The sequence below is a fragment of the Xanthobacter sp. YC-JY1 genome, assembly GCF_021730305.1.
Classification (GTDB): Bacteria; Pseudomonadota; Alphaproteobacteria; order Rhizobiales; family Xanthobacteraceae; genus Xanthobacter; species Xanthobacter flavus.
Genome location: NZ_CP032674.1, coordinates 4,758,476 through 4,771,048 on the forward strand (window position 1 = coordinate 4,758,476; position 12,573 = coordinate 4,771,048).

Annotated in this window: 12 protein-coding genes; 10 read left to right on the forward strand and 2 right to left on the reverse strand. The window is 68.0% G+C overall.

Features of this window, described 5'->3' with window-relative positions; all coding sequences use genetic code 11:
• The first annotated feature begins 80 nt into the window (after positions 1-80).
• Positions 81-1,016, forward strand: coding sequence for a GlxA family transcriptional regulator (locus D7006_RS22360; protein ID WP_229643449.1), 936 nt, complete (start codon positions 81-83; stop codon positions 1,014-1,016).
• Between the two features lie 41 nt (positions 1,017-1,057).
• Here D7006_RS22360 and D7006_RS22365 read toward each other — a convergent pair whose 3' ends face one another.
• On the reverse strand, positions 1,058-1,573 hold the full coding sequence (locus tag D7006_RS22365) for a DUF1269 domain-containing protein (protein ID WP_371744982.1): 516 nt from the start codon (positions 1,571-1,573) through the stop codon (positions 1,058-1,060).
• 394 nt (positions 1,574-1,967) lie between these two features.
• Between D7006_RS22365 and D7006_RS22370 the strand changes: the two genes are divergently transcribed.
• From D7006_RS22370 to D7006_RS22410, 9 genes are all read left to right on the forward strand, one after another.
• Complete coding sequence (locus tag D7006_RS22370; protein WP_371744983.1) at positions 1,968-2,990, forward strand: cytochrome-c peroxidase; 1,023 nt, start codon at positions 1,968-1,970, stop codon at positions 2,988-2,990.
• Positions 2,991-3,092: 102 nt separating this feature from the next.
• Entirely contained in the window at positions 3,093-4,670 is a 1,578-nt protein-coding gene (locus tag D7006_RS22375; protein ID WP_237354614.1) for a cytochrome ubiquinol oxidase subunit I, read from the forward strand.
• Positions 4,671-4,675: 5 nt separating this feature from the next.
• Positions 4,676-5,833: a cytochrome d ubiquinol oxidase subunit II gene (gene cydB / locus D7006_RS22380; RefSeq protein ID WP_237354615.1), complete on the forward strand. Its 1,158-nt coding sequence runs from the start codon at positions 4,676-4,678 to the stop codon at positions 5,831-5,833.
• Positions 5,834-5,845: 12 nt separating this feature from the next.
• Positions 5,846-5,971: a cytochrome bd-I oxidase subunit CydX gene (gene cydX, locus D7006_RS22385; RefSeq protein ID WP_169121910.1), complete on the forward strand. Its 126-nt coding sequence runs from the start codon at positions 5,846-5,848 to the stop codon at positions 5,969-5,971.
• 256 nt (positions 5,972-6,227) lie between these two features.
• The gene (locus D7006_RS22390) at positions 6,228-6,578 is read left to right on the forward strand and encodes a hypothetical protein (protein ID WP_237354616.1); all 351 of its coding nucleotides are present in this window, start codon (positions 6,228-6,230) and stop codon (positions 6,576-6,578) included.
• The gene (locus D7006_RS22395; protein ID WP_237354617.1) at positions 6,578-8,092 is read left to right on the forward strand and encodes a cytochrome c; all 1,515 of its coding nucleotides are present in this window, start codon (positions 6,578-6,580) and stop codon (positions 8,090-8,092) included. Before D7006_RS22390 ends, D7006_RS22395 begins: the two co-directional genes overlap by 1 nt.
• Positions 8,089-9,156, forward strand: a complete 1,068-nt coding sequence (locus D7006_RS22400) for a hypothetical protein (protein WP_237354618.1) — start codon at positions 8,089-8,091, stop codon at positions 9,154-9,156. The genes D7006_RS22395 and D7006_RS22400 overlap by 4 nt, the downstream gene beginning before the upstream one ends.
• Positions 9,157-9,270: 114 nt before the next feature.
• Positions 9,271-10,578, forward strand: coding sequence for an ATP-binding protein (locus D7006_RS22405; protein ID WP_237354619.1), 1,308 nt, complete (start codon positions 9,271-9,273; stop codon positions 10,576-10,578).
• Positions 10,568-11,101: a response regulator transcription factor gene (locus D7006_RS22410; protein WP_229643440.1), complete on the forward strand. Its 534-nt coding sequence runs from the start codon at positions 10,568-10,570 to the stop codon at positions 11,099-11,101. The genes D7006_RS22405 and D7006_RS22410 overlap by 11 nt, the downstream gene beginning before the upstream one ends.
• 80 nt (positions 11,102-11,181) lie before the next feature.
• On the opposite strand, the gene D7006_RS22415 is transcribed toward D7006_RS22410, so the two are convergent.
• Entirely contained in the window at positions 11,182-12,561 is a 1,380-nt protein-coding gene (locus D7006_RS22415; RefSeq protein WP_237354620.1) for an aminotransferase class III-fold pyridoxal phosphate-dependent enzyme, read from the reverse strand.
• Positions 12,562-12,573 lie beyond the last annotated feature (12 nt).

Genomic DNA, 12,573 nt, shown 5'->3' on the forward strand with positions numbered 1-12,573 from the left:
TCCTGCGAATGCCCCCTTCTAGAGCCGAGCCGGCCGGGCGATCAGTGGCCTGATGGACAAGAATGATGTAGATCGGGCCAATGCGCCTTGCCATCCTCGCTTATGACGGCATCAGCCCCTTCATGCTGTCCACGCCGCTCGCGGTGTTCGGCGAGCCCTTCCTCGCCGGCGGCCACAGTGTCGACGTATGCGCGCAAGCGCCCCGCCTGTCCGCCACCGGCGGCCTCGTGATCGAGGCACCGCACCCCTTGTCCGCGGCCCGCGCGGCGGACGTGGTCATCCTGCCCGGCTGGCGGAATGCGGACGAACCGGTGCCGGAGGCCCTCGTCGCTGAACTGAAAGCGGCGGAAGCGCGCGGTGCGCTGGTGGTGGGTCTGTGCCTCGGCGCCTTCGGCCTGGCGCAGGCGGGCCTGCTCCAGGGCCGGCGCGCCACCACCCACTGGGCGCGGGCACAGGCCTTTGCGGAACGCTATCCCGAGGTGCGGGTGGATGCCGGCGCCCTGTTCGTGGACGAAGGCCAGGTGTTGACGTCCGCCGGCATCGCCGCGGGTCTCGATTGCTGCCTGCACCTCATGGCGCGGCTCTCCGGCGTGGGCGAGGCGAACCGGGTGGCGCGCCATCTCGTGGTCGCGCCGCAGCGGGCCGGCGCGCAGCCGCAGATCATCGCGCGGCCGACCATCGCCACGCCGGCGGACCAAAGGGTGACCGAGCTGCTGGAAACCCTGCGGGCCGCCCCCTCGGCGACGCCCGCGCTGGACGATCTCGCCGTCCGCATGGGCATGAGCCGCCGCAGCCTCACCCGCCACATCCGCGCACGCACCGGTGGCAGCCTTGGCGACTGGCTGAAGCGGGCGCGGCTGGCGCAGGCGCAGGACCTTCTGGCCTCGGGCGCCCGGGGCCTCGACGCCATCGCCCAGCGCTGCGGCTTTGCGGACGCACAGGCGCTGCGCCTCGCCTTCCGTTCGGAACTCGGCACCACCCCGCGCCAATGGCTGGCGCGGCAGCGGCTGGATTGAGCGGCGCCGCCCGTTCGGACGGCGCCCCCTGTGCCGTGGTCTCAGACGCCCTTGAGCGCGGCCTGGAGCTTTTCTTCCTGCTCCTTGGAGAGGCTGGTCTGCAGCACGGTACCGCCGAACTGGGCCATGTCGGCGACCACCTTGTCGGCCGTCACCTTGCCGACGAGCACGCACAGCGCCGCCTGGTTCGGGCCGAGGGCGGAGCTCGCCTGCTTGATGAAGTCGTCATTGATGCCGACATCGGTGAACTTGCCGGCGAGCGCACCGGCACCGGCGCCGATGGCCATGCCGAGCAGCGGATTGAGGAAGAGAAGGCCGACGAGCCCACCCCACAGGCCGCCGGAAGCGGCGCCCGCGACGGTGGTGTTGATCATCTGGTGCAGCTTGATGGAGCCGTCTTCCTGACGCACCGCCACCACGGCGTCGCCGAGCTCGATCAGATATTCCTTCTGGAGCTTGAGCAGCTCCTGCCGCGCGGCCTCCGCCTTGGCCTCGGAATCATAGGCAATGATGATGAGGTCGGCCATCTTGGTCTCCAGCTCCCGTAGGACGGGCATCGCTTCGCGCCCGCTGCCTCTCTACAGGCCAAGTCGCGCCGATGCGCAACCCCCTGCGAGGCGCCATCACGTCGTGAAAAGTTCACAGATCCGGGGGGCCGGGGCGATGGCGCGGCGATGAGGTCGATCGCGCCCGGCTCCGACCCGGCCGATGACGGCGGGCCTCTCGCGCCGGCCGAAGGAGCGCGCTCGGGCGTTTTGTCCAATGGCTGGCGCACCGCAACGCGGCGACAAGGCCTCGGTGCGAATGGACGCCGAGGCCATGTCTGGAAGATCGAGGCGACACCCCGCAGGACGGGTCATCGTTGCCGCAGCCACAGGGCTCCTGATCGCGCTCGCGCCACCCTGTGCGCGCGCCGGAGCGGACGAAGCCGAGCGGATCGCGCTGGGCGCGATGCTGTTCTCCGACCCCGACCTCTCCATCGGACGCAACCAGTCCTGCGCCACCTGCCATGACCCGGCCCACGGCTTCGCCGACCCACGCAAGGACGCCGCGGGCGGCGCCGTCTCCCTCGGGTCAGACGGGCACTCGCGCGGCGTGCGCAACGCCCCGACGGCGAGCTATGCGGCCTCCGCGCCCCGCTTCCACAGGGACGATCAGGGCCGCTATGTCGGCGGCCAGTTTCTGGATGGCCGCGCCGACACGCTGGAGGCGCAGGCCGGGGGACCGCTGCTCAATCCCGTCGAGATGGCCATGCCGAGCAAGGCGAGCGTGGTGGCGCGGCTGAAGGAGAAGCCGGCCTATGTGGATGCCTTCGGCCGGCTGTTCGGTCCCGACGTCCTCGCCAGCGACACCCGCGCCTTCGCCGCGCTCACCGAGGCGCTGGCGGCCTATGAGCGCAGCCCGGAGGTCTCGCCTTTCGATTCGAGATACGACCGCTATCTGCGCGGCGAATACAAGATGACGGATCAGGAAGAACTGGGGCGCGTCCTGTTCTTTTCCACCCAGTTCACCAATTGCCACCTCTGCCACCAGATCGAGCCGCAGGGCAGTCGGACGGAAACCTTCTCCGACTACCAGTTCCACAATATCGGCGTGCCCGCGAACCCCGATCTGCGCGCGTCAACCGACCACGGCCTGCGTGCTGGCAGGCACCTGAAGGACCGCCGGCAGGACGGCCGGTTCAAGGTGCCGACCCTGCGCAATGTTGCTGTCACCGGCCCCTACATGCACAACGGTGCGTTCAAGGACCTGCGCACGGTCATCCTTTTCTACAACAGCTACGTCACCAAGTCGGACACGCGCCGCATCAACCCCGAGACCGGCCGTTCATTCGCTCCTCCGGAAGTCGGCAGCACGCTTTCGCGCGCCGAGCTTCTGGACGCGCCCGCCCTCGACGACCGGCGCATCGATGCGCTCGTCGCCTTCCTGAAGACGCTCACGGACGCGCGCTACGAACCGCTGCTCACGCCATGAGCGCACACGAGATCTGCCCCATGTCGGCCCACCCGAAATCAATCCGGCCGCGCCGCAGGGTGCAGCCAGAGACAAGGAGACCGGACCGTCCCGGCAGATCCCATGATCCTCGATACCGTCGACCTCTCACGGCTGCAGTTTGCCGTGACCGCGCTCTACCATTTTCTCTTCGTGCCGCTGACGCTCGGCCTCTCGGTCCTGCTCGCCATCATGGAGACGGTCTATGTGATGACCGGCCGGCCCATCTGGCGCCAGATGACCAAGTTCTGGGGCACGCTGTTCGGCATCAATTTCGTGCTGGGGGTGGCCACCGGCATCGTTATGGAATTCCAGTTCGGCATGAACTGGAGTTATTACAGCCACTATGTGGGCGACATCTTCGGCGCACCGCTGGCCATTGAAGGCCTGATGGCCTTCTTCCTGGAGGCGACCTTCGTCGGCCTGTTCTTCTTCGGCTGGGACAGGCTGTCAAAGGTGGGGCACCTCGTCACCACCTATGCCGTGGCGCTGGGCTCGAACCTCTCCGCGCTCTGGATCCTCATCGCCAACGGCTGGATGCAGAACCCCACCGGCGCGGCCTTCAACCCGCAGACCATGCGCATGGAAGTCTCCGACTTCTATGCCGTATTGTTCAATCCGGTGGCGCAGGCGAAGTTCGTGCACACGGTCTCGGCCGGCTATGTCACGGCGTCCTTCTTCGTGCTGGGCGTCTCCGCCTGGTACCTGCTGAAGGGCCGGCACATCGATCTCGCGAAGCGGTCCATGACGGTGGCGGCCTCCTTCGGCCTTGCCGCGTCCCTGTCCGTGGTCGTGCTGGGCGACGAGAGCGGCTATCTCGATGGCGAGCACCAGAAGATGAAGCTCGCCGCCATCGAGGCAATGTGGGAGACCGAGCCCGCGCCGGCCGGCTTCACCATCATCGGCCTGCCGGACCAGACGGCGCGTGAGACACGCTTCGCGGTGCGCGTGCCGTGGGTACTGGGCCTCATCGCCACACGCACGCTGACGATGCAGATTCCCGGCATCGAGGAACTGGTCGGCCACGCCGAAACCCGCATCAAGAGCGGCATCGTCGCCTTCGATGCGCTCCAGCAGATCCGCGCCGCCGGCAGCAGCGCGGCCATTGCGCCCGCGGTGAAGCAGGCGTTCGAGGACAATGGCGGCAACCTCGGCTACGCGCTCCTGCTGAAGCGCTACGTGGACGACCCGCGCAAGGCGACGGCCGCGCAGGTGAACCAGGCCGCCTGGGACACCGTGCCGAACGTGCCGACCTTGTTCTGGTCATTCCGGGTGATGGTGGGGCTCGGCTTCTTCTTCATCGCCTTCACCGCCTTCGTCTTCTACCTCTCGGCGCGGCGCCGGCTGGACCGCAGCCGCACGCTGCTCTGGATCGCCGTCCTCGCCATTCCGCTGCCGTGGATCGCGGCGGAGCTGGGATGGGTGGTCGCGGAGGTGGGCCGCCAGCCCTGGATCATCGAGGGCGTGCTGCCCACCGCCGCCGCGGTTTCCAGCCTCGGCGCCGGGACGGTTCTGGCGACGCTCGCCGGCTTCGCCGCCATCTACACGGTGCTGATCGTCGTCGAGATGACGCTGATGCTCCGCGCCATCCGCAAGGGACCGGAGCCGGACGAAGCCCCCGAGGCCCGGCTCATTCCCCCCGCATTCGCCGCCGCGGAGTGACTGCCATGATCCTTCACACCCTCATCGACTACGACGCCCTGCGCGTCATCTGGTGGCTGCTGCTCGGCGTGCTGCTCATCGGCTTCGCCGTCATGGACGGGTTCGATCTCGGCACCGGCATGCTACTGCCCTTCGTCGCCCGCACCGATCTGGAACGGCGCGTGGTCATCAACACGGTCGGCCCGGTCTGGGAGGGCAACCAAGTGTGGCTCATCCTCGGCGGCGGCGCCATCTTCGCCGCCTGGCCGCCGCTCTATGCGGTGTCCTTCTCGGGCTTCTACCTCGCCATGTTCGCCATCCTCTTCGCGCTGATCCTGCGGCCGGTGGGCTTCAAGTATCGCTCGAAGCGCGAGGGCGCGGCCTGGCGCGCAGCTTGGGACTGGGCGCTGTTCGTGGGTGGGCTGGTGCCGGCGCTGGTCATGGGCGTCGCCGTGGGCAACGTGCTGCAGGGCGTGCCCTTCCACCTCAACGACGAGCTGCGCATCTTCTATGACGGCACCACCCTCATCGAGCTGCTGAACCCCTACGGCCTGCTGTGCGGCCTGCTGAGCGTCGCGATGCTGCTCATGCACGGAGCCAACTGGCTGGTGCTGAAGACGGAAGGTGAGGTGGAGGCGCGGGCCCGCACCATCGGAAGCACAGCGGCGCTGGTCACCGCCCTGCTCTTCGTCCTCGGCGGGGTCTGGCTCTATTTCGGCGTCAGCGGCTACCGGATCGTCGGCGAGATCGCGAAGGACGGCCCCTCCAATCCGCTGGCCAAGGCGGCGGAGCTGTCGCCCCACGCCTGGTTCGCCAACTATGCCGCGCGGCCGTGGATCATCGCCGGGCCGCTCCTCGGCATCGCCGGCGCGCTGGCATCCTTCGCGGCGCTGCGCGCGCGGCGGGAGATCGGCGCGATCCTCGCGAGCGCGCTCGCCATCTTCGGCATCATCTCGACGGTGGGGCTCTCCATGTTCCCCTTCATCCTGCCGTCCTCCATCGACCCCCGGTCGAGCCTCACCGTGTGGGATGCGTCCTCGAGCCATCTCACCTTGTTCATCATGCTGGTCTGCGCCGTGGTCTTCGTGCCGGTCATCCTCGCCTACACCACGTGGGTCTACCGCGTGCTGTGGGGCAAGGTGGACGCGAAGGCCATCGCCGACGGCTCCGGCCACGCCTACTGAGGGAGCGCAAAGATGTGGTATTTCGCCTGGCTGCTCGGCCTGCCGCTGGCGGCCGCCTTCGCCGTACTCAACGCCATGTGGTTTGAGCTGATGGACGACCGCGCCCGCGCGCTCGCCAGCAAGACCGTTCCGAAATAGCGCTTCGCCAAGGCCGGTGCCGCACGCAAGTCCGGTACCGGCCTTGGCCTTTCGGCCACTCCACTGGTGCCCGTTGAAGCACCGGCTTGGACCGTTTGTCCAATCGTGCCGTGCGGGTGCCCGACCATAGTTGGGCCCTCCGCGAACACAGCACGACGGACCAATGATGATTGCCCATTTTCTTTCCGGGCCTGGGGCTCGATTTGGGGCTCGGCTTGGAGCCTGGCTCGCCGCCCGGCCCGACTGGCTTGCGGTGGTGAATGCCCTGCTTCTCACCGCCATCCTGATCCTGCTCGGCAATGCCGACCTGTTCCGCTTCGTCGGCGGCGCCGCCGTCCTCCTGTGCGCAGCGGCGGTGCTGGTCCGGGCCCTGCGGCGCGTGGACCGGAACCCGCTGACCCTTCACCCCTATGATCTCGCCGTGATGCTCGCGCCGCCGGCCATCGCCGCGGCGCTTGCCGCGCTCGCCATCAGCCTCGTCGTCGGCCATGCCCCCGGCAGCTTCGCCCACGCGATGGGCCTCGTGCTGTTCACCATCGAATTCGCCCTGCTGGCACTGGGCGCGAGCGATGGCGCGGACGCCGCGCCGGAAGCCGCGAGGGCGTGATGGACTTTCCCGTCTTCCACCTCGACATCCTCGGCAATCGCGGCCTCATCGCCACCATCGCCATCCTGCATGTGCTCATCAACCACGGCCTCGCGGTGGGCCTCATGCCGCTTGTCGCGGCCATGGAATGGTACGGGCACCGGCGCGGGGATGCGCGCTGGGACCGGCTCGCCTACCGCATCCTGTTCGTCGCCTTCCTCATCACCACCACCGTGGGGGCGCTGACCGGCGTCGGCATCTGGCTGTCGGTGTCGCTGGTGAACCCCTATTCCATCGCCAGCCTCATCCGCGTGTTCTTCTGGGCGTGGTTCGTGGAATGGCTGGTGTTCATCACCGAGGTCTGCCTGATCCTCGCCTATACGCTCACCTGGAAGACATGGGCGACGGGCGCCGCCAAGGTGCGCCACATCCGCCTCGGCTTCGCGCTCGCCTTCTTCTCATGGGTGACGATGGCCATCATCGTCTCCATCCTCGGCTTCATGATGGACCCGGGGAACTGGCTCTCCCAGCAAACCTTGTGGAGCGGATTCACCAACCCCGTCTATCTGCCGCAGCTCGCCTTCCGCACGCCGCTCGCGGCGGCCATGGCGGGGGTCATCGCCATGTTCCTCGTGCCCTTCTTCGTGAAGCGGGACGATCCCTTCCGGGCGACGGCGCTCCGGGCCATCGCAGTCTGGACGCTGGTGGCGGCGCCGCTCGTTCTGGCCGGCGGGCTCTGGTATTACGCGGTCGTGCCGGAGGCCATGCGCGAGAATTTCGGCGTGGCGCTGGCCAGCCTGCAATTCGCCGAGTGGCAGCAGAGGTTTCTGGAGATCGCGGTGGTCACCGTGGTCGCCATCCTCGCGGTGGTGCAATGGGCGATCGCCCGACCTCAACTCCTGCCGCGCGTGGTCCTGATCGTGCCGTTCGTCGCCATCCTGTGGATGACCGGACACTTCGAGCGGGTGCGCGAATTCGTCCGCAAGCCCTATGTCATCGGCAGCTACATGTATGCCAACGGCTTCAGGGTGGACGACTACGCCCTGCTCCAGCGCGACGGCGTGCTCGCTCATGCCACCTATTCCAACCCGCTGACGGATGCCGAGAAGACCGGCCTGCCCGAGGGCCTTGCCGCGCCTGAACGCGCGGCGCTGCTGACGCGCATCCAGGTGGGCAAGGACGTGTTCATGAACACCTGCTCGCGCTGCCACACCGGGCACGGCGTGAATTCCATCACCGGCCATCTCCAACGCATGTTCGGCGACCAGCCGTGGAAGAGCGAACTCACCGCCGGCTACATCGAGAACATGCACGAGGCCCAGCCATTCATGCCGCCCTTTCCCGGCACTGCGCGGGAGCTGGAGCTGATGGGCGCCTATCTCGAGCACCTCCAGCACAACAGCGCGCCCATCCCCGGCGCCCAGCAGGCGGGCGTCGTCGTCATCACCCCGACGCTGCGCGCCGCCCTCACCGGCGCTCCACCCCTCACCCAGGCCTCCGCAACGCCCCTCACGCGGGAGACCGGCACGCGATGAACCCCAACATTCCCGTTCCCAACGACATTCCCCTGCCCATGCCGGCGCCGGAGCCGGTGCTGGTGGCGGTGCTGATCGTCTTCTTCCTCATGCACATCGCCTTCGTGAACTTCATGGTGGGCGGGGCATTGCTGTCCTTCATCTATGAAGTGCGCGGGCTGAGGCAGAAGCGCTATGACCGCCTCGCCTTTGAGATCGCCTCCACCATCACCGCCAACAAGAGCATCGCGGTGGTACTGGGCGTGGGGCCGCTGCTGGCGATCAACACCCTCTATACGGTCTATTTCTATACTGCGAACGCGCTCACCGGCGCTTTGTGGGTGTCCATCATCCCGCTTGTGGTGATCGCCTTCATGCTCACCTACGTCCACAAATATCTCTGGCACCTCATGGAGGGGATGAAGGCCCTGCACCTCGCCATTTCCGGTGTCGCGTGCCTGCTCTTCCTGTTCATCCCCCTGATCTTCCTCGCCAATGTCAATCTGATGCTGTTTCCCGAGAAATGGGGCAGCGTGCACGGTTTCCTCTCCGCCCTCGCCTTGCCCAACGTGCTGCCGCGCTACGCCCATTTTGTGCTGGCCTGCCCGGCCATGGTGGGCCTGTTTCTGGTGTGGCTGTTCCGCCGGCGGAGCGATGCGGAAATCGCCGACACCGGCTTCAGCCGGGCCGAACTGATCCGCCTCGGCTATCGCTGGGCGTTCTGGCCCACCATGGCCCAGTTCCTCGTCGGCCCCGTCGCCCTCTTCACCCTGCCACATACGAGTGGATCACAGGCCGGCGCCTTCGGCCTGTTCGGCTTTTCCATCCTCGTGTCGCTGGCGCTGTGCGTGGTGATGATCCGCGAGATCCGCGGGCCGGACGGCGCCATCGGCCGCATGTTCGGTCTTGCCGCCTCGCTGATGCTGGTGGTGGTGGTGCTGATGGGCGCCGGGCGGCACCTCTATCGCGAGGCGGCGGTGAGCGAGCATCGCGAGATGGTCCGCGCCAAGACGCTGGACTACATGCGCAAGGCCGAGGAGGCCCGCCGGCAGGCCGCCTCCGCCAATGCGGCGACGGTGAAATGACCCCGGGATGCGGGGTACGGACTTCCCCTGAGGCGCAAAGGTCGCGTTGCCTCGCCTGCTTCCGGGGCGATAGTGGTCGCGGTCCAGCTGCCGCAACCGGGGAGTGACGTCGGCATGAGCGTGACGGCCATCGAGAGCGACGCCACGCGCGACAATCTGCGGCTGCTCATATCGCTGCGCTGGCTGGCGGTGGCGGGGCAGATCGCGGCCATCGGCCTGGTGCATCTGTGGCTGGGCATCTCCCTGCCGCTGGCCGAGATGGGGCTCGTGGTCCTCTTCCTCGTCGGGCTCAATCTCGTCAGCCTTCACCGGGCGCTCAGCGCGGTGGAGGTGACGCAGACCGAGCTGGGCATCGAGCTGCTGCTCGACGTGGCGGCGCTGACCCTGCAGCTTTATCTGAGCGGCGGCGCCACCAACCCCTTCATCTCCCTGTTCCTGCTGCAGGTGATCCTCGGCGCGGTGCTGCTCGCGCCGCCCATGGCCTGGGTCATCGTGCTGGTGACCAGCCTGTCCTTCATCTGGCTGACCCACTTCTACCGACCCATCGATTTCGGCACCCATGCCGGCGGGCACCATCACGGCGAGCGCACATTCTTCGATCTCCACGTGCAGGGCATGTTCCTATGCTTCATCCTCGCCTCGGTGCTCGCCGTGGCGTTCGTGACCCGCATCACCTCCAATCTACGCCGGCGCGACGCCCACCTCGCCGAGGCCCGGCGGCGCGCGGCGGAGGAGGAGCACATCGTGCGCATCGGCCTCCTCGCCTCGGGCGCCGCCCATGAGCTTGGCACGCCGCTGGCGACGCTCTCCGTCATCCTCAACGACTGGCAGCACATGCCGCGCTTTCGCGACGATCCGGCGTTCACCGAAGAGCTGGCGGAGATGCAGACCGAGATCGGCCGCTGCAAGTCCATCGTCTCGCACATTCTCATGGTCGCGGGCGAGGCGCGGGCCGAGGAGGCCCAGCGCAGCCCGTTGTCGGACTTCCTGGACGAGATGGTGGAAAGCTGGGTGCAAAGCCGCCGCCCCAGCGCCCTCGACTACGCCAATGCGACCTCGAAGGGGGCCGCAATCACCGGCGACGGCGTGATCCAGCAGGCGCTGTTCAACGTGCTCGACAATGCGCTGGAGGCTTCACCCGCCGGCTTCAGCGTGCGGGCGGCGGAAGAGGGGGAAGACCTTGTGATCCGCGTCACCGACCAGGGTCCCGGCTTCGCCCCCGACGCCCTCGCCCAGCTCGGCCGGCCTTTCCAGTCCAGCAAGGGCGAGGCCGGGCGCGGGCTGGGCCTGTTCCTCACCATCAATGTGCTGCGCAAGCTGGGCGGGGATATCGAGGCCGGCAACCTGCAAGGCGGCGGCGCCTTCGTCGAGCTGCGCCTGCCGCTGGAGGCCCTCGCCGTGGATTATGCCGATGTCGCGTGAACGGGACCTGCTTCTGATCGAGGACGACGCGACCTTCGCCCGCGCGCTCCAGCGTTCGTTTGAGCGCCGGGGCTACAGCGTGCGGCAGTGCGGGCGCATCGGCGACCTTCCCGAGGTGCTCGCCGGCTTCCACCCCGGCCGCGCGGTGGTGGACCTGAAGCTGTTCGACGCCTCCGGCCTCGAATGCATCCAGCAGCTGCGGGCCTTCGATCCGGACATGAAGATCGTGGTGCTGACGGGCTTCGCCAGCATCGCGACCGCGGTCGAGGCGATCAAGCTCGGGGCCTGCCACTACCTCGCGAAACCCTCCAACGCCGACGATATCGAGGAGGCGTTCGCGCGGCAGGAGGGCAACCCGGACGTGCCCCTCGGCGTGAGGCCGAGCTCAATCAAGACGCTGGAGTGGGAGCGCATCCACGAGACGCTGGCGGAGACGGATTTCAACGTCTCCGAAACCGCCCGCCGCCTCGGCATGCACCGACGCACGCTGGCCCGCAAGCTCGCCAAGCGCCGGGTGACATAACCCCCCACTCTTTGCCCGCGACCGGACTGCCCGCAGTGATGGCGGAGGTCATCAGAAAGGATGCGTTCCGGGGCTCCCGGCTAGGCGAGCGCGGCGCGGACTTCGGCGTCGTCCAGCACGTCGTCCAGGGTTCGTCTGAGGCGCGACAGAAGCAGCTCCATCTCGTCGGCCGTGCAGGTCAGCGCCGGCGCGAGGCCGATCGTGCCGTCGGCGAAGGCGCGGAAGATGAGGCCGTTGCGGTAGCTGGCCTCGAACAGGCGGCGCGGCAGCTCCACGGCGGGATCGAAGCGCGTCTTCGCAGCCTTGTCGCTGATGAGTTCCAGTGCGCCGAGCAGCCCGCGCGAGCGCGCGTCGCCCACCAGCGGATGATCGAGGAGACCGGCGAGCCCTGAGGAGAAGGCCGGCCCGCGCGCCTCTCCATTGGCGAGGATTCCACCCTCCGTATAGAGGCGCAGCACCTCCAGCCCCACCGCCGCGCTCACCGGGTGGCCGGAATAGGTGAAGCCGTGCCCGATGGGCGCCTCGGGCGACAGGCCGTCGGCGATGGCCTGATAGATCCGGTCCGACATGAGCACCGCGCCCATGGGCACGTAGCCCGCCGTCAGGCCCTTGGCGACGGTCATCAGGTCCGGCGACACCGCCTCCGCGTGGCAGGCGAAGATCGGCCCCGTGCGGCCGAAGCCGGTGATGACCTCGTCGGCCACGAACAGGATGTCGAGGCGCGTGCAGGCCTCCCGCATGGCCTTCAGCCAGCCGGGCGGAGGGACGATCACCCCACCCGAGCCCTGGACCGGCTCGCAGAAGAAGGCGGCCACGCTCTCGGCCCCGAGCTCGGCGACCTTCGCCTCCAATGCGGCGACGGAGGCGGCGATGACCGTTGCGGGGTCGCCGCCCGCCGGGTTGCGGTAGGGATAGGGCGAGGCGATGGTGTGCTGGCGCGGCGTCGGCACATCGAAATGGGCATGGAACGCCGGCAGCGCGGTGAGACCCGCCCCGGTGGAAGACGAGCCGTGATAGCCGCGCTCCAGCGAAATGAAGTGCTTCTTCGCTGACCGTCCGGTGGAGTTGAAGTAATGCGTGATGTAGCGGACCGCGCTGTCCACAGCGTCCGATCCGCCGAGGGTGAAATAGACATGGTCCAACCCCTCCGGCGCCAGCTCCGCGAGGCGCGCCGCAAGGCGGATGGAAGGTTCGGAGCCGAAGCCGAAATAGCCGGTGGCATAGGGCAGGCGGCGCATCTGCTCCGCCGCCACCTCCACGATGCTCTCCTGCCCGTAGCCGACATTCACGCACCACAGGCCGGCGAAGGCATCCAGCAGCTCATGCCCCGAGGCATCCCGCAGGAACATGCCGGAGGCGGACTGAAGCACGGTGACGCCGTGCTTCTCATGGCCGCGGAACGACATGACCGGATGGATGAGGTGATCGCGGTCGAGGACCTGAAGCGAATTCGCGGGCATTGCGGGGCGGGG